Source organism: Thalassospira sp. ABL2_045, assembly GCF_056161285.1.
In genome coordinates this window covers 1-25,463 of sequence record NZ_JBSWYV010000014.1, presented here as the reverse complement: position 1 = coordinate 25,463, position 25,463 = coordinate 1, and the positions used below count along the sequence as shown (strand labels likewise).

23 protein-coding genes are annotated in these 25,463 nt (G+C 56.9%); 16 read left to right on the top strand and 7 right to left on the bottom strand.

Annotation, left to right across the window (positions count from 1 at the left end; all coding sequences use genetic code 11):
* Positions 1–24 precede the first annotated feature (24 nt).
* Both ACXAIA_RS17175 and ACXAIA_RS17170 read left to right on the top strand, forming a co-directional pair.
* The gene (locus ACXAIA_RS17175; RefSeq protein WP_475350409.1) at positions 25–519 is read left to right on the top strand and encodes a YqaA family protein; all 495 of its coding nucleotides are present in this window, start codon (positions 25–27) and stop codon (positions 517–519) included.
* A 120-nt stretch (positions 520–639) separates the two neighbouring features.
* Complete coding sequence (locus tag ACXAIA_RS17170; protein ID WP_475350408.1) at positions 640–1,242, top strand: LysE family translocator; 603 nt, start codon at positions 640–642, stop codon at positions 1,240–1,242.
* Positions 1,243–1,336: 94 nt separating this feature from the next.
* Here ACXAIA_RS17170 and ACXAIA_RS17165 read toward each other — a convergent pair whose 3' ends face one another.
* Positions 1,337–2,212, bottom strand: coding sequence for an AraC family transcriptional regulator (locus ACXAIA_RS17165; RefSeq protein ID WP_475350407.1), 876 nt, complete (start codon positions 2,210–2,212; stop codon positions 1,337–1,339).
* A gap of 80 nt (positions 2,213–2,292) precedes the next feature.
* Between ACXAIA_RS17165 and ACXAIA_RS17160 the strand changes: the two genes are divergently transcribed.
* The 4 genes from ACXAIA_RS17160 to ACXAIA_RS17145 all read left to right on the top strand — a co-directional run bounded on the left by ACXAIA_RS17160 (position 2,293) and on the right by ACXAIA_RS17145 (position 8,468).
* Complete coding sequence (locus ACXAIA_RS17160; protein ID WP_475350406.1) at positions 2,293–5,073, top strand: ATP-dependent DNA helicase; 2,781 nt, start codon at positions 2,293–2,295, stop codon at positions 5,071–5,073.
* Positions 5,074–5,115: 42 nt separating this feature from the next.
* Positions 5,116–6,444: a glycosyltransferase gene (locus ACXAIA_RS17155; protein WP_475350405.1), complete on the top strand. Its 1,329-nt coding sequence runs from the start codon at positions 5,116–5,118 to the stop codon at positions 6,442–6,444.
* A gap of 57 nt (positions 6,445–6,501) precedes the next feature.
* Positions 6,502–6,945, top strand: coding sequence for a DUF2946 domain-containing protein (locus tag ACXAIA_RS17150; RefSeq protein WP_475350404.1), 444 nt, complete (start codon positions 6,502–6,504; stop codon positions 6,943–6,945).
* Positions 6,946–7,091: 146 nt separating this feature from the next.
* Complete coding sequence (locus ACXAIA_RS17145) at positions 7,092–8,468, top strand: PepSY-associated TM helix domain-containing protein (protein WP_475350403.1); 1,377 nt, start codon at positions 7,092–7,094, stop codon at positions 8,466–8,468.
* Between the two features lie 59 nt (positions 8,469–8,527).
* Here the strand turns inward: ACXAIA_RS17145 and ACXAIA_RS17140 are convergent, their stop codons facing one another.
* The 3 genes from ACXAIA_RS17140 to ACXAIA_RS17130 form a co-directional block, all read right to left on the bottom strand.
* Positions 8,528–10,453 (bottom strand): heavy metal translocating P-type ATPase, encoded by a 1,926-nt coding sequence (locus tag ACXAIA_RS17140; protein ID WP_475350402.1) that lies wholly within the window; start codon positions 10,451–10,453, stop codon positions 8,528–8,530.
* A gap of 26 nt (positions 10,454–10,479) precedes the next feature.
* The gene (locus tag ACXAIA_RS17135) at positions 10,480–11,049 is read right to left on the bottom strand and encodes an HdeD family acid-resistance protein (protein WP_475345219.1); all 570 of its coding nucleotides are present in this window, start codon (positions 11,047–11,049) and stop codon (positions 10,480–10,482) included.
* Between the two features lie 97 nt (positions 11,050–11,146).
* On the bottom strand, positions 11,147–12,070 hold the full coding sequence (locus ACXAIA_RS17130) for a LysR family transcriptional regulator (RefSeq protein ID WP_475350401.1): 924 nt from the start codon (positions 12,068–12,070) through the stop codon (positions 11,147–11,149).
* 77 nt (positions 12,071–12,147) lie between these two features.
* On the opposite strand from ACXAIA_RS17130, the gene ACXAIA_RS17125 reads away from it, so the two are divergent.
* The 3 genes from ACXAIA_RS17125 to ACXAIA_RS17115 all read left to right on the top strand — a co-directional run bounded on the left by ACXAIA_RS17125 (position 12,148) and on the right by ACXAIA_RS17115 (position 14,481).
* Positions 12,148–13,038 carry a DMT family transporter gene (locus tag ACXAIA_RS17125; protein WP_475350400.1) on the top strand — a complete coding sequence of 297 codons (891 nt, stop codon included), beginning with the start codon at positions 12,148–12,150 and terminating at the stop codon, positions 13,036–13,038.
* 140 nt (positions 13,039–13,178) lie between these two features.
* Positions 13,179–13,625, top strand: a complete 447-nt coding sequence (locus tag ACXAIA_RS17120; RefSeq protein ID WP_475350399.1) for a DUF2946 family protein — start codon at positions 13,179–13,181, stop codon at positions 13,623–13,625.
* A 211-nt stretch (positions 13,626–13,836) separates the two neighbouring features.
* Positions 13,837–14,481, top strand: a complete 645-nt coding sequence (locus tag ACXAIA_RS17115; protein WP_475350398.1) for a Crp/Fnr family transcriptional regulator — start codon at positions 13,837–13,839, stop codon at positions 14,479–14,481.
* Between the two features lie 97 nt (positions 14,482–14,578).
* Here the strand turns inward: ACXAIA_RS17115 and ACXAIA_RS17110 are convergent, their stop codons facing one another.
* A complete protein-coding gene (locus ACXAIA_RS17110; protein ID WP_475350397.1) occupies positions 14,579–17,701 on the bottom strand; it encodes a sensor domain-containing protein in 3,123 nt (1,040 codons plus the stop codon).
* Between the two features lie 377 nt (positions 17,702–18,078).
* Here ACXAIA_RS17110 and ACXAIA_RS17105 point away from each other — a divergent pair, with 377 nt between their 5' ends.
* Both ACXAIA_RS17105 and ACXAIA_RS17100 read left to right on the top strand, forming a co-directional pair.
* Positions 18,079–18,492 (top strand): tellurite resistance TerB family protein, encoded by a 414-nt coding sequence (locus ACXAIA_RS17105; protein ID WP_475345215.1) that lies wholly within the window; start codon positions 18,079–18,081, stop codon positions 18,490–18,492.
* 270 nt (positions 18,493–18,762) lie between these two features.
* A complete protein-coding gene (locus ACXAIA_RS17100) occupies positions 18,763–19,647 on the top strand; it encodes an NAD(P)-dependent oxidoreductase (RefSeq protein ID WP_475350396.1) in 885 nt (294 codons plus the stop codon).
* Between the two features lie 21 nt (positions 19,648–19,668).
* Here ACXAIA_RS17100 and ACXAIA_RS17095 read toward each other — a convergent pair whose 3' ends face one another.
* Complete coding sequence (locus ACXAIA_RS17095; RefSeq protein WP_475350395.1) at positions 19,669–20,205, bottom strand: class I SAM-dependent methyltransferase; 537 nt, start codon at positions 20,203–20,205, stop codon at positions 19,669–19,671.
* A 111-nt stretch (positions 20,206–20,316) separates the two neighbouring features.
* On the opposite strand from ACXAIA_RS17095, the gene ACXAIA_RS17090 reads away from it, so the two are divergent.
* The 5 genes from ACXAIA_RS17090 to ACXAIA_RS17070 all read left to right on the top strand — a co-directional run bounded on the left by ACXAIA_RS17090 (position 20,317) and on the right by ACXAIA_RS17070 (position 24,942).
* Positions 20,317–20,535, top strand: a complete 219-nt coding sequence (locus ACXAIA_RS17090; RefSeq protein ID WP_475350394.1) for a SlyX family protein — start codon at positions 20,317–20,319, stop codon at positions 20,533–20,535.
* Positions 20,536–20,590: 55 nt separating this feature from the next.
* On the top strand, positions 20,591–21,754 hold the full coding sequence (locus tag ACXAIA_RS17085) for a DUF3095 domain-containing protein (RefSeq protein ID WP_475350393.1): 1,164 nt from the start codon (positions 20,591–20,593) through the stop codon (positions 21,752–21,754).
* A 92-nt stretch (positions 21,755–21,846) separates the two neighbouring features.
* On the top strand, positions 21,847–22,794 hold the full coding sequence (locus tag ACXAIA_RS17080) for a LysR family transcriptional regulator (RefSeq protein ID WP_475350392.1): 948 nt from the start codon (positions 21,847–21,849) through the stop codon (positions 22,792–22,794).
* An 81-nt stretch (positions 22,795–22,875) separates the two neighbouring features.
* Positions 22,876–24,129 (top strand): MFS transporter, encoded by a 1,254-nt coding sequence (locus ACXAIA_RS17075; RefSeq protein WP_475350391.1) that lies wholly within the window; start codon positions 22,876–22,878, stop codon positions 24,127–24,129.
* Between the two features lie 201 nt (positions 24,130–24,330).
* On the top strand, positions 24,331–24,942 hold the full coding sequence (locus ACXAIA_RS17070) for a pyridoxamine 5'-phosphate oxidase family protein (protein ID WP_475350390.1): 612 nt from the start codon (positions 24,331–24,333) through the stop codon (positions 24,940–24,942).
* A 97-nt stretch (positions 24,943–25,039) separates the two neighbouring features.
* On the opposite strand, the gene ACXAIA_RS17065 is transcribed toward ACXAIA_RS17070, so the two are convergent.
* The coding region (locus tag ACXAIA_RS17065; RefSeq protein WP_475350389.1) for a hypothetical protein at positions 25,040–25,463 on the bottom strand (424 nt) is incomplete at its 5' end.

Sequence of the window (25,463 nt, the reverse complement as noted above, 5' to 3'; positions counted from 1 at the left end):
CAAAGCCAGCGACGTGAAATACTTGTGCTGGACGCTCCCGCCATTCCGGTCTATCGAAACCCCATGACCACGACATTTACCCTTCTTGTCGGGCTGTTTTTCTCGGCCCTGACATCGGCGACCATTCTGCCCGGCACGTCCGAAGCAGCGTTGGCCGCCCTGATTGCGTCTGGCGATCATGCGGTGTGGCTGTTGGTTGTTGTGGCGACAGCAGGCAACGTTCTGGGATCTGTGATCAACTGGTGGCTTGGGCTTTATATTGAGCATTTCAAAGACAAGCGCTGGTTTCCCGTCTCGGCCGCGGCGCTTGAGCGTGCCTCGCACTGGTTTGGCAAATACGGCCTATGGTCGCTGTTGCTGGCCTGGCTACCGATCATTGGCGATCCATTAACCCTGTTTGCCGGGGTGATGCGGGTGCGCTTTGTGCCCTTCATCATTCTGGTCACGATTGGCAAGGCGGCGCGCTATGTCATGATTGCCGGCGGCGCGTCTGCATTGGCCCAAGCATTCGGTCTTTAAGACCGCCAGAGCAATATCCTTCAATAATTCCCGGCGCACATCCGTCATCCTCCTTGATAACAAACACGGCACCGCCCCACGGGGTGTCGATCAATGCCGGTCAATGAGGAAACGACATACATGCTCAGCGCCACACTTAGTCTTTATCTCTCGATGGCGGCCTTTGCCTTGGCCGCCTCCATCACGCCGGGACCGGTCAATATTCTGGTGCTGAGTTCAGGGGTACAATATGGCTTTCGCCCCTCGCTTCGCCTTGTCTTTGGCGCGACGGCGGGCTTTTGCCTGTTGTTGCTGATGATCGGGCTGGGCTTGCATGAAATGCTTGAGGCCTTCCCGCAAATGACCATCGTCATTCAATGGGCCGGAGTGGCGTTTTTGCTGTTCATGGCGTGGAAGCTGGCAACGTCCAGCGGCGAGTTGGGTAAAGGCGATGCCGCATCCGGGCCCAAGGCAATCACCGGGGCCATCATGCAATGGGTTAACCCCAAGGCCTGGTTGGCATCGATTGCCGGGATGGGCGCCTATGCCGCGTCTGGTGCGCCCGCATTGATCTGGGAATTTACCGCGATCTATTTTGTGGTCTGCTTCGCCTCGGTCGCCTGCTGGGCCTATACCGGTGCGTTTTTATCGCGCTTTCTGGGCGAACCGTCGCGCATCCGCGCCTTCAACCGGGCGATGGCCGTGTTGCTGGCGGCCAGTGCGGCTTATCTGATTTTGGAATAATGTACCACATTCCATTCCCCCGCACCCCGTTCCCATAGTCGGGTTGTGGAAACTCCGGGCGGGTCTCAGTCACCCGCCTTCTTTTTTGCCGAAATCAGGCGGCCTGCGCCCGGGCATATTGCCGGGGTGTGGCCGCCATCAGACGTTTGAAAATGCGCTGGAAATGCGCCTGATCGGCAAAGCCGGTTTCAAGAGCGACATCAACGATCTTTTCGCCCTGCCGCAGCGCATGACGGGCGCGCTGCACCCGGCAATTGATCAGATAGGCATAGGGCGTCATACCAAATGCGTTTTTGAACGCGCGCACCAGATGCGACCTTGAATAGCCAACCAATCCGGCCAGCTCATCAAGTCCGATAGTCTCGGCATAATGGGCCCGGATATACGCGCCCACATCGGCCATCTTGCGATCCTGGGTCGCATTGATGACATCGGCCGCACGATCCAGCACACCGCGCCGATCAAGCTTCACATGCAGATCGCCAAAGAACGACACCATCGCCGTTTCCTTGCCAAGGATATCCACATCCGGATTGGCAAGCGTATCGGCCAGATCCAGCAACCCGTCATAAAGATGCGGATCGTGGCTCAGTGTATCGGAAAACATTGCGAACTTCCCGGCCGCATCGGCATCGAGTTCAATCTGCAAATCAAGCAGCCAGTCCGGGTCAACAAACAGCATGTCATAGACCCAGTCCGCCCCCTTGACCGGGTTGCAGCCATGAACATCCTCGGGATTAAGGATCACAACCGATCCTTCTTGGGTTTCATGGGTCTTGCCCCGGTTCCAATAGGTACTGAAGCCGCCCTTCACCGTGCCAATCGAAAAGGTATCGTGGCTGTGGCGCTCGTAACAAACCGAATGCCCATCCGCCACGCGCCGCAACTCGACAAACGGCATCGCGTCGTCGCGCCAGAAATGCTGATTGCGGGTATTGGGGGCTGCCATTGCGGTCTGTCGCCTTGTCATCGGATGTTTGCTTTATAAATTCCAAGATAGGTCAATTTCCCCGGTGGCGCCACTGTCGCTGTCTGCTTATAGTGCCCCAAATGTTCGATGATCGTTCCGAAGAGTCCCAACCGCGTTTCATGCCGCCCAACGCCCCTGTCATGGTCGTTGGATTGCGTCATGCCGTGTTTTTGTCGCCCGATGGCGAGATCGAGGAACTCCCGCACGGGGCTGCTGCCAAGCGCGCCCGGTCATCGCGCCCCATCCTGGTCCATACCCCGGCCTGTGCCCGGCGTCTGAAATCCGATCCGTTTCCGGCCCATGACCTGTTGGAGCTGTTTGCCTTTGTCCGCCCGGCGCAATTTTGTGTGCCGACCCCGCGCGGCATTGCGCTTGCGACGGGCCAGAAACCGGCAGATGACCTGATCGGTCAGGCAGAGGCCCTGGCAGAAGCCATGAAGCGCCTTTTACAGGAACTGGCTACCCTTCATCGCAACAAACGCAGCCCGGCCCTTTCGATCGCGTGGCCGATGGCGCGCGGACATTGGCCGTGGGGTGTTTCGGTTCTGGCCGCCCTTGGGGCGGATGGCGACGGCCCGCATCGTTATGCGGTGTATGAGGGTCTCAAGGTCTGGAAGAAACTGGGTGAATGGGCCGAACATGCCCCGCCGCCACCACCGGCCAACCATCCGGTTGATCCCAAGGATGCGCGCAAGCGGCTCAAGGACCTTCTGGGCGAAGGGGCGGAGGAACGCCCGCAACAGGCCGATTATGCCTCGTCCGTCTGCTCTGCCTTTGGCCCGCGCCTGCATGACGGTGCGCCCAATATTGTCCTGGCCGAGGCCGGAACGGGTACTGGCAAGACATTGGGTTACGTCGCCCCGGCATCGCTTTGGGCCCAGAAAAATGATGGTGCGGTATGGATTTCGACCTATACCCGCAACCTGCAACGCCAGATCGATCAGGAACTCGATCGCCTGTATGACGATCCCAAGGACAAATGCCTGAAAGCCGTCGTACGCAAGGGGCGGGAAAACTATTTCTGCCTGCTGAATTTCGAAGAAGCCCAAAGGCCGCTTGCCCAGCAACCGCATCAAGCCACCCCGCTGGGCCTGATTGCCCGCTGGGCATCGCACACGCGCGATGGCGATATGGTCGGCGGCGATTTCCCGGCCTGGCTGACCGAATTGCTCGGCAATCGTTTTACCGGCGCGCTGGCCGATCAGCGCGGCGAATGCATCTATGCCGCCTGCCCGCATTATTCCAAATGCTTTGTCGAAAAGACGGTGCGCCGTGCGCGTTCGGCCGAAATCGTCGTCGCCAACCATGCACTGGTGATGGTGCAGGCCGCCCTTGGCGGGCTTGATGATGCCTCCATGCCGACACGCTATGTGTTTGACGAGGGCCATCATCTTTTTGATGCCGCCGACAAGGCATTCTCATCGCATCTGACCGGAATGGAGGGGCAGGAACTCCGTCGGTGGTTGCTCGGTGCTGAGCAAAAGGGATCATCGCGTGCGCGCGGCCTCAAACAGCGGCTTGAAACATTGATTTTGGATCGTGATGAGTTGCGCGATGCCGTCAATGCGGTGATTGTCGCCGCCCAGTGCCTTCCCGAGCAAGGCTGGCTATCGCGCATTCATGATGGATCACAATATGCCAAGGGCCCGGCCGAAACCTTCCTTGCCCATGTGCGGGCGCAGGTATTGGCACGCTCATCTGATGGGGATCGCGGCTACTCGATCGAGACCGATTGCAAACCCGCCGTGACCGAGGTTCTTGCCAGTGCAGCTGATCTCGATCGCGCGTTGGAGGCCATGGAAAAACCGGCAAAGTCGCTGATCAAGATCATCGCCCATATGCTCGATGAAAAGGCTGACGAGCTTGATTCTGCTGAACGCCAGCGCCTGGATGCCGCCATTAGGTCGCTAGAACGCCGGGCCATCATGCAGGTCGGCGCATGGCGGGAAATGTTGGCATCATTGGTCGAGGAAACACCAAAAACCTTTGTCGACTGGTTTGCGATTGAACGCCAGTTTGGCCGTGATTTCGATGTCGGCATGCATCGTCATTACCTTGACCCGACCATCCCGCTAACCACGTCGCTTGCCCCCACCGCACATGGCATGGTGGTGACATCCGCCACCCTTCGCGATGGCACGGGGGATGAAGATTTCGACTGGGCCGTGGCCCAGGACCGCACGGGGGCCGCGCACATGCCGCTGCCCGCGATCCGGGCGGCGATGAAAAGTCCGTATAACTACGCCGAGCAAACCCGCGTTTTCATCGTCAATGATCTGGGCCGCGACAACCCGGACCATATCGCGGCGGCCTATCGCGAGCTGTTTTTGGCATCGGGTGGCGGTGCGCTTGGACTGTTTACCGCGATTACACGATTGCGGGCCACATATGAACGCCTGACCGGGCCGATGGATGACGCAGGTTTGCAGCTTCTGGCTCAGCATATCGATGGCATGGATGTCTCAACACTGATCGACATTTTCAGGGTCGAACGCGATGCCTGCTTGCTTGGCACCGATGCCGTCCGTGATGGCGTGGATGTGCCGGGCGATAGTCTGCGCTTGATCGTCTTTGACCGCGTGCCCTGGCCCCGCCCCGACATCCTGCACCGTGCGCGCAAGTCCGCGTTTCATGGTGCGCGCTATGACGACATGCTCACCCGTTTGCGGATGAAGCAGGCCTTTGGCCGCCTGGTGCGGCGCGCCGAAGATCGCGGGGTGTTTGTATTGCTTGATAACCGCATGCCATCAAGGCTTCTGGGCGCCTTCCCCGAAGACGTCGATGTGCAGCGTGTCGGGTTGCGTGAAGCGATTGAACAAACGCGAAGCTTCCTTGGCAACGACAAGGATAGCGAAGGTTAAGCGGTTTCTTTTTTGTCGACTGTGACGGCGGAAGGACGGACCATGCATGTCATGCTGATGACCTATGGGACGCGCGGCGACATACAGCCCTTTGTCGCGCTTGGTCGTGGGCTGCTCGAAAAGGGGCACCGAGTGACCGTTGCCGCGCCCGAACGTTTTGCCGGCTTTGTCACGGATCATGGTCTTGGGTTCACCGCCCTCAGTGATGCGCTAATTGCGCTGATGGATGATGAGCACTTTGCCCGCGCGTCAGATCCGAAGGCGTCAGCCTTTCAGAAGCTGAGATCATTATTTGCCATTGGCATAAAGGCACGCAGTCTTCAGGACACGCTGCTTGATGACATATTCCGGGCCATTGATCAGGGCAAACCCGACGTCATCGTTTTTCATCCCAAAACCTTTGGTGCGCTCCCGATTGGCATGCATTTCGCCATCCCGGTCGTGATGGCGCAACTGATCCCGTCCTTCATCCCGACCGGTGATTACCCGCATATGGGGGTGCCCGATCTCGAACTGCCAAATCGATTTGGCCGATGCTATAACCGTCTGACCGGAAAACTTGTCTACAGGCTTTTGAACGCAATGCTGCGTCGGCAATTTTGCCGCTGGGCCGCACGGCGTCAGAACGGGATCAATGCCAAATCCCTGGACATTGTTAAGTCCTGCCAATCGGGTGCGCTTCGCATCGTCCATGCCTTTAGCAACGCGGTCATCACGCGCCCGACTGACTGGCCGGAAAATGCCAGTGTCACTGGATACTGGTTCCTTGATACAGCCCCGCAAGCAAGCCTTCCCGACCCGGCATTGCAAAGCTTTGTCGAACGTCACAAAAAGCTGATCTATATCGGCTTCGGGTCAATGCGTGGCAATGATCCGACCGCAATGGCACAGATGATTGCCACCGCCGTTTCGCAAGCCGGTGAGGAGAATGTCGCTGCCATTGTTGCAACCGGCTGGGGGGCGATGGATGACATTGATTGGCCGTCCAATATCCTTGCGGTGCAAGAGGTCCCCCATGACTGGCTGTTCCCCAAGATCGATATCGTCATTCATCATGGCGGGGCTGGCACCTCTGCAGCAGCCATGCGCGCCGGTCGGCCATCCATCGTCATTCCGTTTTTCGGCGATCAGCCCTTTTGGGCAAAACGTCTTCATAATCTGGGCGTCGCACCCCATTCGATAAAGCCCGCGAAACTGAGCGCTGAACTGCTGACTGAGCAGATCAAAACCGTTCTTGAAACGCCATCCTATCGCGACAAAGCCGAACACCTGGCAAAACAGATTGCCGCAGAAGACGGTATCGCAAATGCGATTGCCGAAATCACGCAAGCAGTTAAGGAAACCGACCTTCCCAAGACTGGAAGCCTTTGACACCTTTCGGCAAAGCGCATAAAGAACATCAAGACAAACCTTGATGGACCGCGACACGTGCAGCACAAACGCCAGATCAGTCTGATAATCAGACAGGGCCTTTCGGCACTGGTGGCTGTGTTTTTCCTCGCCAATACCATCATGTTCGGCTTCATGCATATCCCGATGGCAAAGGCCAACGGCGCATCGCTTGCCTCTGTGATGGATGGTGTGGTGCGCATTCCAATCGTGATTTGCACCGGATCGACGTTCAAAACCATTCTGGTGCGTGCCGACGGTCTTCCCGATGAGCCGTCGCAAAATAGCGATCCGCAAACCGGCTATGAATGTGCGCTTTGTGGTTTGGGCAATTATGCCTTTGGCATGCCGGTCACTCCGGAACTTCCCCAACTCGAAGCCATCGCGCTTAGCAATGCGGTTAGCGCCCTGCACATTACCGCGCGCAAGCATGTTTTCTGCGCCATTGCGCCATCGCCGCGCGCACCGCCCGCTGTTTCCTGATCCATTCTTAGGCAGCTTTAAGAAAACGCAACCGGTGTGACCGCCTTCGCGGTTCATGGCGTTTTCCTGTCTGCTTTTTCTGAAATTCCTTGTGCTTTACCGCGTCGAAAACCTTTCGCGCGCCCGCACGCTTATGGACAAGAAACATGACTGAAAATTCCAAAATCCCTGCATCAAAGGGGAACACAAGCCTCTATCGGGCTGTCTGGCGCTGGCACTTTTATGCCGGTCTTTTGATCCTGCCCTTCATGATCCTGATGTCGATCACCGGGGCGGCCTATATCTATCGTGATGAAATTGATGACTGGTATCACGCCGACCTCAAATTCGTTGAAGTCTCCGCATCCTCTGCCCTTCCCATGAGCACCCAGATCGAAGCAGCCCTGCGTGCGGTTCCGGGTCATGCTACCAAGGTACTGCCCCCGTCCAGCCCCAATCGCAGCAGTGAAATCGTGATCGCGGCCGATGCCGGTGGCCGCGAAGCGGTCTATGTCGATCCCTATAACGGCGAGGTTTTGGGGCATATGCCCGATCGCACCACGATCATGTGGGTCGTGCGGCGCATTCACAGTCTGGCGGAATTTGGCACCATCCCCAATTACATCATTGAAATTGCCTCGGGCTGGGCGATCCTTCTGGTTCTGACCGGGATGTATTTGTGGTGGCCGCGCGGCAAGCAGAAAGGCGGGGTTGTGACGCTTCGCGAAACACCCAAACGTCGCATCTGGTGGCGTGATGCCCACGCGGTGACCGGTATCTTTATCGGGGTTTTCATTATCTTCATGGCGGCAACCGGCATGTTCTGGTCGGTGTTTTGGGGCAAATATGCCAATCAGTTTGCCAATGGCACCCCCAATGGTTATCCGTCCGGGGTTCGCGTCGATGTGCCGCTTTCGACCATTCCGATGATTGATGCCTTCGGCGACGTGAGTTGGACCAACGAAAACATTCCGCTACCGCAATCTGTTGATGGCGGCCATGACACCATGGCCGATCCCATGCCGATTGGAGTCGACAAGGCCATCGCCACCTTTGACGGCATGGGACTAACGCCGGGCTATGCACTTTCACTGCCGCGCGGTGAAAGCGGCGTTTACAGTGCGTCGATCTATCCAGATGATCTGTCCCTGCAACGGGTCATCCATCTTGATCAATATTCCGGCCGGGCGCTGATCGACATGGGCTATGACGATTACGGCCCGTTTGGCAAGATCATGGAATTTGGCATCAATGTTCACATGGGTCAGGAATTTGGCATCGCCAATCAGATTATCCTGCTGGTGATCTGTGCCCTGGTCATTTTCATGTCGATCTCGGCAGGCGTGATGTGGTGGAAACGCCGCCCATCGGGCGCACTTGGCGTCCCACCCATGCCGCGTGACAGAAGCAGGATTGCCGTCGTCACCGCCATCCTTGCGATTGGCGGCATCATCTACCCGACCGTGGGGGCATCGATGATCGTCATCTGGCTGCTGGATTATATGCTGGTCGCCCGCCCACAGCGTAAACTGCGCGCAGCCTAACGCCATCAAACAAGACGCGGCCCGATTTACATCGGGCCGCGTTCTTAAACCTTCAGACCTCAATCATCGTGAATATCAGCATCGATATCATGCTGAAGCGCCAGCCTGAGCGCATTGAGGATCGCAATCACATCAATGCCCTCCTGCAAAAGCGCGCCTGCGACCGGCGTGATATAGCCTGCGGCGGCAAAACCCATAGCAAGTATGGACAGCACCATGCCGCCAATCACACTTTGCAGAAGGATACGTCGCATCGCCATGCTGATATGCAGCAGCTCATCCACCGTCACCAAGGATGCCTCCGGGATCACCACGCCGGCAGCATCCGCGGTCACCGCACTTTCCTTGCCAAAGGCGATACCAACCGTGGCAACGGCCAGTGCCGGGGCATCATTGATGCCATCCCCCATGAAAAGGGTTGGGGCCTTGGCGGTTTCGGCCCGCACGATTGCGACTTTCTGTTCCGGGCTTTGCGATGCCAGACTTTCGGAAATGCCAAGCAGTTCGGAAAGGTAGCTGACCTCGCTTTCGCGATCGCCCGAAAGCAACATCACCTTGTTGAAATGATGGATTTCGCCGAGATGGCCGACGAAGCTCTCGCCCTCGGCGCGCGGGGTATCGCGAAAGCGGAAGGTTGCGCCGTATTTGCCATCAACCAGCACCACGCATTCAAGCCCCGCCGCCGTTTCGGGCAAAAGCCGCGCAATTTCGGGATCGGATTTCATCAGCTTGTTGCGATGGGTAACAGCCACTTCATGACCATCGGCCTGCCCGCTTAGCCCCTGCCCCGGCTTTTCCGAGGCGTGATTGACCTCATCTAGCGGCAGTTTTTTCGCACGTGCCGTCGCCAACACCGCCGAGGCCAGCGGATGCTTGGAATAGCGCTCCAGACTGGCCGCCAGCCGCAAGACAAGATCGCCACTAAAATCCGGTCCGGGCAGGACATCGACTAGCTCCGGTCGGCCATAGGTCAGCGTCCCGGTCTTATCAAAGATCGCCGTCTGACAAGTCGGCAACCGTTCCAGCACGGTCGGATCACGCACGACAATGCCACGCCGGGCGGCAATGGAAATCGCACTCATCACCGTGATCGGAATGGCAATCAGAAGCGGACAGGGGGTTGCCACCACCAGAACAGCCAGAAACCGTGATGAATCGCCGCTGAGATAGCCGACCAATATCGCAAACAAAAGGGCCGCCGGGGCAAACCACGCCCCGATCTGATCGCCAAGGCGGCGGATGCGCGGGCGTTTTTGTTCGGCCTCGGCCATGACATCCATGATCTGGGCATAGCGGGAATCGCGTGCGCGCTTTTCCGCGCGAATGATCAGGACCGCCTCGCCATTGATCGCGCCCGACAGCACATTGGTTCCCGGTGCCTTGGCCACCACATAGGGCTCCCCGGTAAGGTAGCTTTCATCCATGCTGCCATGACCATCAACGACAGTCCCATCAACCGGGGCGGTTTCATGGGGAAAGACCGCAATCAGATCACCAATCTCGACCTCATCAAGGGCAATGTCGGTTACTTCGCCGTCCGCCGATTTTCGATGCGCGACACTGGGCATGCGGCTGGCCAGCGCATTAAGCGCCGAGGACGCCTTGCGCATGGCAAAGCTTTCCAAAACCTGCCCACCGGTCAGCATCAGAATGATCAGGCTGGCAGCCAGATATTCCGCCAACACCACGCCAGTAACAAACGAAATGGCGGCCAGAAAATCCGCCCCCATTTCACGACGCAGAAGCTTGATAGCAAGCTGCCCCAAAATGGGCAGCCCGCCGAACACAAACAGGATGAAAAGCGGCAGGTCGGCTGTGCGCTGGCCAAAAAGCATCTCTGGCCCGGCAAACATCAGAACGAAATGGGCCGCCATGGCCAGCAGGGTGATAATCAGAATGGAACGGTTGAGGGCCGGGGACGACAGGGCATCGTCCCACCGGTCCAGAACGCCCGTCTCAACACCAACCGGTGCCGCCTTTGCCATGCCTTATCCCTCAAATGCGCGCATTTTTAAGGGCGCGCGACCTTGCCCATCGCCATGGACACCATCAGGTAACTGAACCCCGATGATAGCAGGTTGATGCCAAGCAACAAACCGATTGCCCATGTTGCCGAACTTGGCAATTCGGCGAAGATCAGGATACCGGCCAGAACCGAAATCCCGCCAGAAACCACCATCCATTTCCAGCCGGGAAACTGTTTAAGCCAAAGTGCCATCATGGTTTCAAAAAGCCCGTGCAGGACAAAGGCAATCGCCAACAAAACGGTCAGCGTCACAATGCCGCCGGTCGGCATGAAGGCAAGCCAACCACCAATCAGCGCAAAGACGGCGCCTTGAATAACATCAAGGCTGCGGCGTGTCGGCGTATCGGCATTCCAGGCGCCGTAAAAATGGCCAAGCGCCCCGATCAGAAACAGCCAGCCAATCACGGTCTTGAACGCAATCGTCGTCACAAAGGGAAAAGCCACCGCCAAAATACCCAAGATCAGCATCACCACACCGACCGTGCGCAGGCGTTTACGCCCCTTTTCTAAAAGGCCACGCATTTCCGGCGTTCCGTCATTTACGATCAAGGTCATGGTAAGGTGCTCCTGACTGCTGTGGGGCGCCGCAATATCAATTTGAAATTGCGACGAATCATAGCCCATCTAACGCATCTGACATAGAACAAGTTCCCTATTCACAGGCCCTTGCCGCCGCGACGAAGCGGTCCGCAACTGCGCGAACCGCCGGGCGCTGATCATAGGTGGGCTGCACCAAAAAGGTCCCAAGCGGGCTTCGAACCGGCACAAAAGGCAACATGATCAGGTCGTGCTTTGCAATTGCACTGCGCGAAAAGGGCAAGCGCGCCAGGATCACGCCAAGCCCGGCATCCGCCGCAGACAACCCGACACTGTAATCTTCAAATCGGCGGTCAGATGGCTTGGGCCGATACTTAACGCCGTGCTCAGCCAACCAATGGCGCCATCCCGTCGCATCGCTGTCATTAAGCAGTGGCAGGCCTGCAATCTCCTTCGCATCAAGGGTTTCAGGGGGCCGCCCGGCCAGAAATTTCGGTGAAATCAGCGGCACAAGATCATCGGAAAACAGCAAGCTTGTTTTGGTACCCTGCCAGTGCCCCTTGCCGCAGCGAATGGCGATGTCGGTCTGCTTGCCATCGAAATCCGCCAACCGCTCAGTAATTTCAAGCTCAAGCCGCACATTCAGATCCCGCTCGATATCCGGCACAAAGTCAAGCAACCAGATCCGGGCATAGGATGGCAGAAGGCTGATCTTGACAACATCCGGTCCACGGCGTTGCCGCCATGGCTGTGCCCCCTGTGACAAAAGATCAATCGCCGCCTGGGCTTCGCGCAAAAACCGTTGGCCATCGGGTGTCGGACGCACGCCACGGCCATAGCGTTCAAACAAATCATAACCAAGCCACTGTTCGACCTGTGCGACATGGCGGCTGATCACGCTATGCGTCACGCCCATTTCGTTGGCCGCGGCCGAAAAGGACCCGTTGCGCGCCGCTGCCATCACGGCCGGCAACAATGCAAGGGGTGGCAAGGAAAGATCATTGCTGTGCATCATATGCACATCTGATCCCCAAGCCATGTTCTATGTCAACATCTATGAACCGACTATCAACAAGGCAGGAGATAGATCGATTCACATCAAACGGGGATAAGCCGATGTTTTCACGCGCCACTCTGGGCCTTGCCTGCGCCCTTGTCACTGTATTGTCCTGGGCTGCGGCGTTCCCGCTGATCGGAGTTGCACTTGCAGGGCTTGATCCCCTGTCGCTTGCCGCCCTGCGCTTTGCGCTGGCGGCTTGTCCGGCTGTCATCTGGCTTGTGCTCAAACGTCCTGGAATGCCCAAACTGATTGACCTTGCCCGGCTGGGTCTGGGCGGTGCGCTTGGCATCAGCATCTATAACTGGCTGCTTAATACCGGGCAGCAAACCGTCTCGCCCGGCGCGGCAAGTTTTATCATCAATACATTGCCGATCTGGACGGCAATGCTTGCGACCGTACTCCTGCGCGATCGGTTCGGGATTGGCGCCTGGATTGCCACAGCGGTGAGTTTTTCCGGCGTGGTGCTGATCGCGCTTGGTCAGCCGGGCCCGATGACATTTGGCAATGGCAGCTCGCTGATCCTGTTGGCATCCATCCTGTCGGCGACCTATTTCGTTCTGGTTCGGGGGCTGATTGCCCGTTATGGCCCGGCCAACTGCACCTGCTGGACGCTGATAACCGGCGCACTTTGGTTAACCCCCTGGCTGCCGGGTGGCTTGGCGCAAATCAATGTGGCACCGGTTTCCGTCATATCCGCTGTAATGTTCCTTGGACTCATTTCCGCATCCCTTGGCTATGCAACATGGAGCTATGCGATTGGCCATTTTGGCCCGGCGTCCGCGGCAAACTTTTTGTATCTCGTCCCCCCGATTACCGTGATGCTGGCTTGGGTGCTTAGCGGGATTGAACCCGATATCCTGACCTTGATCGGTGGCATTGTGGCGATCACCGGTGTTGTCATGTTGCGCATTTCGATGGCCAGAACCCCCCGCAAGGCAACCGCCTGATCAAGGATGCGGCGGGTTTGCTCACCACATCGGAACGATTATAAAAAAATGGTGATAACTGGTTCACTATCGCAGGCTTTGACAGTGCGCTTTCAAGGGTTTATTCCAATTCACAAGCTTTCCAATCGGGATGGAAACACGTGTATTTCACGCCGTTAAACTGCCTGGCTGCCAGACGCACGCTGTCGCTTTGTGTGGCGTGGCTGTTGCTGGTCAACGCGCTGTTTTTCGGCTTCATGCATGCGCCTGTCGCCCTTGAAGCAGTGCCGACGGCCGACGCGCAAGTTTCCCAGACCTATGTCCCGCTGATTATCTGTACCGCGAATGGCATCAAAACCATTTCGGTCCCAGCCGACCTTACCGAAGATCGCACCGCCAATCCGCACAGCTCGGATGCCTTTGACGGGTTCCAGTGTGCGAGTTGCGGTCTTGGCAACCATGCAGCCGGCATGCCGGTCGAACCGGAATTACCACTGGTTCATCGCGTACGGCTATCGAACAAGGTCACCGCCCTTCATATCACCGCACGTCTGCATGACTTCTGCCCGATTGCAGCGTCACCGCGTGCGCCGCCCGTTGCCATCTGATCGGGTTATGATCGTGGCCCTTCGCAGATCATTACGGGCTTGATGGCCCTGTAACGTCACAACTGTATCTGCAGCATGTCGGCATTCCCCCGATCTGAACCCTTTTTCCCGCCGAAAACCGGCATATTCCGGGCATAGCCCGGTTCACAGACTGGTGTCGATACGCGACGGCTTTGCCGCGTATCCGTAAATTTGCCAATGGGAGATCCCCATGAACAAAGACGACGCCTTGCACCTCTTGGAAAAACTTGCCGAACCCTGCGTTTTGACATTGCCATCTGATGCCAGCATCGGCCACCACGCCGAGGACCACACATATGTTTACATTGTGCAATCCGGACTGGCGTTACGCTGCAAATACACCGAACAGGGCGAAAGACAGGTCTGTCGCGTCTATCGCCCGGGTGATGCGATCGGCCTTGAAATGCTGGCCGTGACCGACCCGACGCTGGTGATTGAAACCATCGCACCCTCGGTCATCAAGCGCATCCCGATCCAGCGGGTGCGCCTTGCCCAGCAAAACGATGCCCGCGCACAAGCCGCCGTGATGTCGCTTCTGGCAAGCGAGGTCATGGATGGGCAGCAGCTCAAGATCAGTTTTGGCACCGGATCGGCCATGCGCCGGATTTGCCGGTTCCTGTTGTGGTCGGCCCACAACGATCTGGTGTCGCTGCCCAACCGTGAAAAGCTTGGTAATATCGTGGCCACCACGACCGAAACGGCCAGTCGCATGATCGCCAATCTGAAACGCGAAGGCGCGATTGAACGCAACCCGCGCATGCCATCGACAATGCGTATTGACCGCGACAAGCTGTGCAAGGTCGCAGGCGACCCGCAACAGCAATCCGCGGCCTGAAAACCACAACCCCCATGAAACGACAAAACGCACCGGGCAATGTTCCGGTGCGTTTTTTGTTGGGCTGCGTTTCGCGCAGGATCAGATCAGGTCGGGCTCAAGGCTGGGCGACGGGAAACCGTGCCGGCGAGCTCAGATTGGCTTTGAGCAGGTTTTCCATATCCGTCGCGCTGATCGGTTGACTGAAATAGAAGCCCTGGACCTCGTCCACGCCTTCGGATGCGATATGTTCAAGCTGGGTTTCGGTTTCGATGCCTTCGACATTGACCGCCATGCCAAATGAACGCGCGAGGAACACCACCGCCCGCACGATGGCGGCATTGCCATCTGAACTGTCGATATCAATGATAAATGATCGGTCGATCTTGATCTTGTCGACCGGGAAACGTTTGAGATAAGCGAGCGATGAATAACCCGTGCCAAAATCATCAATCGCAATCCGGATGCCCTGATTACGCAGGATGCCCAGCGTGATGGCCGCTTCACGCGGGTTATCCATCACCGCACCCTCGGTAACTTCGAACTGCAGCTGATGGGGATCAAGCTCGGTACGGGACAGGGTTTCGCCGACACTTTCAATCAGGTCCTCATGACGGGCAAGTTCAAGCGGCGACAGATTGACCGAAATGGTCAGCGCGCCGTAACCAGCATCGCGCCATGCCTTGGTCTGTTCGCAGGCACGGTTTAAAACCCATTTGCCGATATCGGCAATGATGCCCATGCGTTCGGCCACCGGTATGAAATCAACCGGGCTGACCTGCCCGCGCGACGGATTGAACCAGCGCACCAGGGCTTCCATGCCGATGATGCGATGCCCGCCAATATCAATGATCGGCTGATAGAACAGCTCCAGCTCATCATTTTCAATCGCATGGCTGAGGTCACGTTCCATTGCCTTGCGTTCCTGAACCTCGACCTGGAGTTTCGGTTCAAAGAAGTGATAGCGATTGCGTCCCTCCGCCTTGGAGCAATAAAGCGCTAGGTCGGCATTGCGCAGCAGATCCTTCTCATCGCGACCATCCTGCGGATACATGCAAATACCCACAGACGTCGATGCCTGGACTTCATTGCCATCAAGCATGAAACGTTCCGAGACGCGTTCAATCAATCGCTGGGCGACAAAGGTCACTTCCTCGATCGAGCCCGGCTCTTGGATCAGAACGGCAAATTCATCCCCGCCCAGACGTGCGACCACATCCTCGTTGCGCAGACAGACGCGCATGCGTTCACCCACACCCTGTAAGAGTAGGTCGCCAATCGGATGCCCGAGCGTGTCATTGATGTCCTTGAAGTTATCAAGATCAAACATCATCAAAACGAAATGGCAGCGTTCGCGCTTGCTTTGCTCAACCGCTGCCGCAAGCCGTTCCTGGAACAGGGTTCGGTTGGGAAGCCCCGTCAGCCCGTCATGATGGGCCAGGAACTGAATGCGGGCTTCGCTACGTTTGCGGTCGGTAATGTCTGTGATCGATCCCTCGATCAGGGACGGGCGTCCCTGATCATCGCGGATCAGGCGGGCATTTTCCTCAACCCAGATGATCTTGCCATCGACACGGCGCATTTCGGTTTCAAACCCGTGCACCGAACCATCACGCAACAGCCGCCCGGTAATGCGATACCGGCTGACCGGGTTCAGATAATGCAAGGTCGCATCCTGTTCCTGCGCAAACAGGTCATCAACCGCGTCATATCCAAGGATCGAGACATAAGCCGGGTTGGCCGACAGCATCGGGCCGAGTGGCAGGCTCTGATAAAGTCCCTCGGCCGAGTTTTCGAAAATGCCGCGGAATTTTTCTTCGGCATGGCGCAGCGCGCGTTCGACCGACAGCTTTTCGGTCACGTCCTGGCCAATACAGATCACACCGGCAACATCGCCATCCTCGCCGAAATGCGCGCGCGCATTCCATTGCAACAGGCGCACTTCCCCGTCGCGGCGCTTGAACGAAAACACCTCGTCCTTGATGATTTCTCCCGACAGCAGGCGACGCACCGCCATGCGCACCCGTGCACGCTCATCCTCGACCAGAAGGAAATCAAAGAAGTTCTGCCCGGCCGCTTCCATCCAGGAATAGCCAAACGTCCATTCGCATTCGCGGTTATATTCAAGAATGCGTCCCTCGGCATCGAGGAACATGATCACGCTGCCAGCCGTTTGCACCAGCGCGCGATAGCGTTCCTGACGACGGCGCAGGTCATATTCGGCCTGCCGGTTCTTGGTGATGTCGGTGATGGTGACGCTGTAGCCCAGCAATCCACCGCCCTCGCCCCGGATTTCGGTGGCATTGACCCGCACCCAAAGCTGACTGCCATCGGCCCGGCGCATCTCGATATCGCGCGCATGCACGCCCTTGCCCGATGCAAGATCACGCCTGAGCTGAACGCGATCACTGTCATTGGCATAAAACGTTTCGGGATGGCGGAAATAGGCCTGGGTCAGTTCGCGCACGGAATCGTAATTGAACAACGATGCCGTTTCGGCGTTCACACTGGTGATATTGCCGTCGGAACTCAGCTCGATAATACCATGAACGGCATGTTCAAGGGCGCGGCGATAGCTTTCCTCGCGCGTGCGTTCTTGGCCGAACAACACCAGACAACCAGCGATATCAAGCGAGATATACTGCCACTGGAAGAAGCGCTGCCCGTAATGCACGGTACGGGTATGGTCGGTATCAAATTGCGGGCCATTTTCACTGACCAGTGCGCGCTGATCACTGGGATGGGTCAGATCAAGGGGCGATGAAAGCCCCATTTCAATGGTAAGCTGCTCGGCCGCACAGTTGGCCGCGCGCAGTTGGCCATTCGGCTCCACCAGCAACACCGGTTGCGGCGATATCAGTGACCCGATCCCCGAAGAAACATTCGCCGGAACGGCTGAGAAACGGATATAGGACCGATGACCGATCTTCAGTTTCCAGCCAAACATGACCTGCGGCTTGTCTTGATAGCCGCAAGCAACATGCTGATAGCCGCCATTTTCCGCAAAATATTGGGTGAGTTCTGTGATTGGTTCGGCAAGCGGACCTGCCTGATCAAGCGCAATCCATTCTTCAGCCGGGATTTCACCATTGCACGCATCGCGTAAGGCCGCATTTACCAGTAAACGCCCTTCGTCTGGATCATACGCTCCAGACGGCAAACACAGGTGGCTTATCAACGCCGTCAACGTACCGACGGAATTGATTGCGTTGATGTCTCCCATAGCGGCTTTATTCGTCATGTTTGTTGTCGCTGCGCGACCATAACTGCTACCCCATGCAGTGCAAAGCCAAATTTTCCCCGACCAGAGCCAATAACCCCAATCATTTCGCTTGTATTCTTATCGCGGCTTCATTTTTGTTCTGACGATCGCGCACCCCTCGTTTTTCGCGGTTTATATACCCCGCACGACCGATGACAACAGAATGCCAACGATTTCACTACGTATTCCTTAAAATCGCCATGAAAACCCTGAAATTTCATCGCTTAACTGTTGCCCATGGATGGTTATCAGCATACCATCCTCTTGCTCGGTGGTTTTCACACTGCCCGGACAAGATCGTCAAATGTCTGGATAAACAGCGTTCAGGGAACCATTCTCGATAAGGAGTAACCAACGTGATTTCGCATCAGGACGCCTTGATCTACACAATGGTTATGGTATCGGCCGCTGATAACGATATTACCGACGCCGAACTTTCCGCAATGGGCCGCCGGGTCCGTTATCTCCCGATTTTTGCCGGATTTGACAATGATGGCGTGACCAGCGTTGCCCGCGATTGTGCAAAGCTGCTTGGCGAAGAAGATGGCATGGACCGCGCGCTGGATCTGATCCGCGATGCCCTGCCGCGCAAATTGCGCGAAACCGCCTATGTTTTTGCCTGTGAAATTGTCCTTTCCGACAGCGAAATCAGTCAGGAAGAACTCCGCATTCTCGAATTGCTGCGCCACCGGCTTGATCTTGACCGGCTGGTTGGATCGGCGATCGAACGCGCCATGGCGGCACGCTATGTCCGGCCCGGTGATTTCTGATTTTTGGATATGACGGGGCGCCTTGATTGCGACACCTGATTGACGATACGGACTTTACTCAGCATTCCGACAGTTGTTCGGCCTGTTTAATCGAAATTGTGGAACCCAAAGCGCATGGTGGGCGTTACGCCCTGAAATCGCTGCTTTCAGGACCTTCGCAATGTGATATGGCCTAGCCACGAAATTTTGCCGGTTGCGCACAATCCTGTGCGGGCCGGTTTTGCGTCGCCGACCAAGATTTTGATACCGCCAAACAAAGGGACTGCTGTCATGACCGCTCTTTCCGGGGAAAATATTGCCTTTATCGGACTTGGTTTGATGGGGCGTCCGATGGCGCTTAATCTTGAAAAGGCCGGTGCGGTTCTGACCGTCAACACCCGCAATCCCGAAACGCTCAATGCTTTTGAAGACCTTGGCATCGCCACCGCCGGCACCCCGGCCGATGCCGTGGCCGAGGCCGATATCGTCATCATCTGTGTCGCCAATACTGTCGCCCTTGAAAACGTGCTTCTGGGCGAAGACGGCATCATTGATGGCATGGAAGAAGGCACGATTGTGATTGACATGGGCACCACCTCGGTCGAGGCGACCCGTCGTTTTGCCGATGCGGTTGATGAGGCGGGCGGCACATGGATTGACGCCCCGGTTTCCGGCGGCACGCACGGGGCAGAAACCGGCACCCTGTCGATCATGGTCGGGGCGAATCAGGAAGACTTTGAGCGTGTTCACCGCATCTTTGATGTGCTGGGGGCACGCGTCACCCATGTTGGCGATGTCAGTTCGGGTCAGATTGCCAAGGCCGCTAATCAGATGATTGTCGGCATCACCATCGGCGCGGTTGCCGAAGCCTTCTCCATGGCTGATGAGGCCAATGTTGATCTCGAAAAGCTGCGTTCGGCGCTCACCGGTGGTTTTGCCGATTCCGCCATTTTGCAAAAGCACGGCGAACGCATGATCGAACGCAATTTCGTCCCGGGCGGCAAGGTGGTCACTCAGCGCAAGGACTTGTTCCAGGCGCTTGAATTTTCCGAAAGCGAGCTCGGTGTCGAGCTGCCCATCACCCGCCTTGCCATGGAACTTTATGACGAACTGATCGAAATGGGCGATGGCAATCTTGATCATTCCGCCTTGATCAAGGTCTATGAAGAAGATTGATCGCCTTTGATTGGGCTCTGATCAACCGGGCTTGTGACTGCCGATCCGATACATATACAGGCGGTCCGGCCCGGTTTTCATCGGCACCTCGCCAAAGGCCTGCCAGCCCGGAATGGCAAAGGCGCGTGAAATCACGATACCGCCATTTGCCATCCGCTCGGCCAGAACGTCTCCCACATCTTCCATCACCCGTGGATCCAAGAAACACACAACAACGTCACCCGGATCACGATCAAGGGTACGAAAATCCGCCCGGATGAAATCCATATTGGGTTTGGCGGCCAGAACGCTGCGCATGCGGCTGATGGCATAGGGGATCGGGGACAGCTCAACACCGGTAACTTTGACATCCGGCCGCGCACGCGCAATTGCCAAGGCAAGATCGCCCCACCCCGATCCGAAATCCGTCACCTCCTTGGTGTCGCTCGGGATATAGGCGATGATTTCGTCCGCCGCCTTGGCCGATGAAGGCATCGGCACCGCCCGCAGGCGGATTGCATAAACCGCAATCAACGCCAAAATAATTCCGACAAGGGCCAGTACGGATAAATCGGTCATCAGTCATCCAATTGTGTTACGGTCCGCGCCGGGCAGTGGTGCCACAGGCTTGCGCAGACCGCAAGTGACGGCATACATCCCGAATGACACCATTTTCAAAAGATCGAAGTCATGAGCCACGAAGAAATCGACAGCCGCGTTACCGAGCTTGAAACACAGCTTGCCCATATGGAAACCATCGTCAGCGACCTGTCTGACATGATCAAATCCCAGTGGGATCGCATTGATGTGCTGGAACGTCAGAACAAATTAATGACGTCTGATATTAAACGCATGATCGATTTCCTGCGTACAGCACCGGAAGACGACGCACCGCCGCCGCATTATTGATCGCGGGCCGGGTCTGTCGTTTTCCGCCGCCATTCCGCGCAATTGCGAGACCGATGTGACCAACTTTTATCTCGACATTCCCACCTTTGACGATTTCGGCAAAGTCCTTGATGGCAGCGTCTATCATGGCCTGCCCGATGACTGGTGGGTGGGCACGTCTGATGTCATCGGATCGACCAAGGCGGTTGAGGCCGGCCGCTACAAGGACGTCAATATGGTCGGGGCGTCGGTCATTTGCGCGGTCAGCAACGCGCTTGGCCATTCGGATTATCCGTTTCTGTTTGGCGGCGACGGGGCAAGCTTTGCCTGCGCGCCAGACCGGATCGATGCCGTGCGCGATGCCATGGCCGCCACCGCCACCTGGGCGGTTGAAACGCTGGGCCTTGAACTCCGCGTCGGTCTGGTCCGGATTTCTGATATCCGCGCGGCAAACCACGATGTCCGCGTTGCCCGCTACGCGGTATCCGATCCGGTATCCTATGCCATGTTCGCCGGTGGCGGCATGCAATGGGCCGAAGACCAGATGAAACAGGGCAACAACCTGATTGACCCGGCTCCGCCCGGCAGTCGCCCGGACCTGACCGGGCTGTCCTGTCGCTGGTCACCGATCCGGGCTGATGGCGCGGATGTGATCCTGTCAATCATTGTGGCCCCGCGCGATGACCGCGCCCGGTTTGATGCCACGGTCAGCGGGCTTTTTGCCATCCTCGATGACAGCCCGCGCAAAAGCAGCCCGATCCCGGCAAGCGGTCCCGATGTCGCTTTCCCGCCACCCGGTCTGCATCTTGAAGCCGAGGCGACCAAACATAACGAAGGCGGCTATATCAAGGCCTGGCTCAAGGCGCTTTATATCGCCCTGATTGCGGCCATCCTGATGAAAACCGGCTGGAAACTGGGCGCGTTTGATCCAAGGCGTTACCGCGATTACACCGGCTATAACACCGACTTTCGCAAATTTGGCGACGGGCTGTGGATGACGGTGAATTGCAGCAAGGCGCGCGCCGAAGAAGTCGAAGCCCATCTGCACGCAGCAGAACTGGACGGTGCGGTTCATTTCGGCACCCATCGCCAACGCAGCGCCATCATGACCTGCATCGTACCCTCCATCACCAGCGATGCCCATTTCCATTTTCTGGATGGCGGCGAAGGTGGCTACACGGCGGCGGCAACGGCGTTCAAGGCAAAACGAAAAGGCGCACAAGCCACCGCCAATGCATAGAATGCATCGACTACCTAAAAATAATAGATTTCTTGCATGACCGATCGGTTTGCCGGACAATCGCCTGATCCCGGAATGATCAGGACAGCCCCATGGACACCCGCGAGCTTGAAACCCTTATCGCCGTTGCCGACGCGCAATCCTTTCACGGTGCGGCGGATCATCTTGGCCTGACCCAACCCGCCGTGACCCGCCGGATCCAGCGCCTTGAAGAACGCATTGGCAAAAGCCTGTTTGATCGCACAACCAAACCATTGCAACCCACCATCGCGGGGCACCGGGCGCTGACCGAGGCGCGAGACCTTTTGCGTCGGCTTGATGGGTTCAGTGATTCCGTTGCCGGCAACGCCAAACGCCATGGCCCGTTCCGGCTGGGCCTTAGTCACGGGGCGGCACCGCTTCTGGCCGCCAACGAACTGCGCGCCCTGCATCAGGCTTTCCCGGATATGTCGCTGTCGGTCAAAATGGGCTGGTCGGTGGAACTCCTTCCGCTTCTGCGCCGGGGCGAAATTGATGCCATGCTGTCGTTGGAAGGGCCAAACAGCAGTGTTGGCGGGATGCATAGCCGCGATCTTCCGGCAAGTCTGTCGGCGCAAAAACTGCTTGATGATGAAATCGTTGCCATCGGCCCCAACACGGATCACCTCCACCCGAAAGATATCGCCGAGCTCGCCCAAAATCCGCTCATCCTGATGCCCGAAGGTTGCATGTTCCGTGCCCTTGGCAATGCATGGGCACATCGAAACGGTGTTGAATTCACCTCGGTTCTGGAAGTTTCCGCTCTTGAATTGCAGATAGAAATGATCGCGGCCGGGGCGGGCTACGGCATCATGGCGCGACGCTTTTGTCTGCACAGTCCAGCCCGTGACCGGATCAAGGTTCTTGATATTCCCGGCATGAACTGGGGCATGGCCATCACGCTGATCCGGCCCGCCTCAAGCTCTGATCTTGATGACATTATCGACAAGGTTGGCGAACTCGTGATTGCGGCGGATAAAATATCCAACATTGATCATGCACAAGTGTTATCAGCATCATAATCGGAATGAATTGGACGCATGCCACCAACGCGTTCAATATCGCCACCAATAAAACAAATAGCCTGCCGGAGAAATGTCATCATGAGCCCCACTCAAAGCCCTGCCCGCATGGCGCTGTTACGTGCCACCAAATGGTTCCCGTGGCTGGTCCTGCTTTCAGGTTGCCTTGTTCTGTCACTCAATCTTGGGGTGCGCCAGTCGCTTGGCCTGTTTATCCCCGATATGCTCAATGACACCGGCTGGAACGCGGCCACCTTTGGTCTGGCCTTTGCCATTCAGAACCTGATGTGGGGCATTTCCGCCCCGATTGCTGGCGCGCTTGCCGACCGTTTTGGCACCACCCGCACCCTGATTGGCGGGGCGGTTCTGTATGGCCTTGGCCTTTATATGATGGGCACGTCGCAATCACCCGGTGAGTTGCATTTCACCGCAGGCTTCCTGATCGGTACCGGGGTCGGCGCAACAAGCTTCCCGATTGTTCTGGCCGCCATCAGTCGGGTATTCAGCGCGGAAAAGCGAAGCTTCGCACTGGGTCTCGCATCGGCCGGGGGATCGGTTGGGCAGTTGGTGATGGCACCAACCACGCAGGCACTGAACAGTTCGCTTGGCTATGTCGCCGCACTGGTGATCCTTGCGGGTATTTCGATGCTGATCGTCCCGGCCGCTTTTGCCATGACCGGCAAGGCCGAAGGCAATAGCCCGACCGCCACCCCCGACCTTGGTCCGCAAGGCCTGATGGCCGCATTTCACGAAGCCCGCAAACATCGCGGCTTTGTGTTGCTCAATGCCGGGTTCTTTGTCTGCGGTTTCCATATCGCGGTGATTGCCACCCACTTGCCGACCTTTACCGAGCTTTGCGGCCTGCCGCGTTCGGTTGCCGCCGAAGGTCTGGCCTTGATCGGCCTGTTTAACATTATCGGCACCCTTACGTCGGGTTGGGCCGGCGGCAAATGGCGCAAGAAATACGGCCTGTCGTTTATTTACGGCATGCGCGCTGTCGTCCTTCTGATCTTTATCTTTGCGCCGAAAACATCAGAAACCATCTTGCTGTTCTCGGCCACCATGGGCGCGCTTTGGCTGTCGACCGTGCCGCTGACCAGTGGCCTGATCGCACAGGTCTTTGGCCCGCGCTATATGGCCACCCTGTTTGGCATCGTCATGCTCAGCCATCAGATCGGTGCGTTCTTTGGCGCCTGGATGGGCGGGATTGTTTATGACATGACCGGTAATTTCGATGCCGTCTGGTGGGTTTCGGTTGCACTTGGTGTCTTTGCCGCCCTGGTCCATATGCCGATTGATGACCGGGAGTTACGCAGTACGGCAAAGGCTGCCTGATCAGGTTCGGTTTTGATCGATCATGATCGGTGAACGCAGCGACAAGTTTTGCTTGTCGCTGCGTTTTGTATCCGTAAGACATGTCTGTGATTGTGAAAATAATTTGATCTTTTAATGAACGAATCCCGAGTTCATCTGTTGTCAGGGATGAAGTTCCAAGACATTGTTAAATATTACTTTTAGAACAAAGGAAGCGCCCAGATGTCGTCAGCGGACAAACTGCGTTCTCAAATCCTGTCGCACTATCCCGAGGCTGGTGCACGGGCAAAGGCAAAAGAGCTTGAAAAGCTTGATATCCATTGCAAGAAATTCATCTCGCTTTCGCCCTTTTGCATTCTGTCAACAGCGACACCAGATGCAGCGCCGGACTTAAGTCCGCGCGGGGGACTACCGGGCTTTGTCTATATCCAAGACGACAACACCCTTATCCTGCCTGACCGTCCCGGCAACAACCGCTTGGACAATCTGGGAAACCTTGCCGAAAACCCGCAAATTGCCCTGCTTTTCATGATCCCCGGCGTCAATGAAACCCTGCGCATCCGTGGAACGGCAGAGCTGGTGACTGCCCCTGAAATTTGCGCGCGCTTCGCCGAAAATGATATCGCGCCACGTTCTGTCCTGAGCATCACGGTAACATGTGCGTTTCTGCATTGCGCCAAGGCGTTCATGCGATCCGCGCTGTGGTCAGCCGACGCCATTATTGACCGTTCAGAACTCCCGACCATGGGGCAAATGCTCAGGGACCAGATGAACACTGATGGACCAACCGAAACCCAATCGGAAATGGAAGCCCGTTATCGTCAAAGTCTTTAGCCTCTGCCGCAATCACACCGCCCTGCCAGCCGCGTTTTCATTGCATCTTTTCGAACATCGATAGTTGCGCTAAAACGCAGTCCATGGACAGACCGATTTACATCACTCCCAAAGGGCTCAATGCCCTTAAATCCGAACTAGACCTCCTTTGGAAAAAGGAACGGCGGAAACCGTGGCCATGTCCATTGGGCAGCCCGCAATGAGGACCGTTCGGAAAACGGGGATTAAATCTATGGCAAAATGCCTGCGCGAAATTGACCGGCGCGTAAGATACCTGCGTAAGCGGATTGAGTATCCCATGGTTGTTCGCATCGAAGAACAAATTGATCATGCGCCCATCTTCTTTGGTGCGTAGATGAGTGGTATTGTCTATGACGTAACTGGTAATTTCGATACCGTTCAGTGGATCGGTCGCGCTTGGCGTCTCTTCCGCCCTTATACATTGAGAGGCACGAACATTTGGTATGATGTTCGTGCCTCTTTTCATTTGGGAGCCTGCGTATACGCAGGCTCCCGGATCC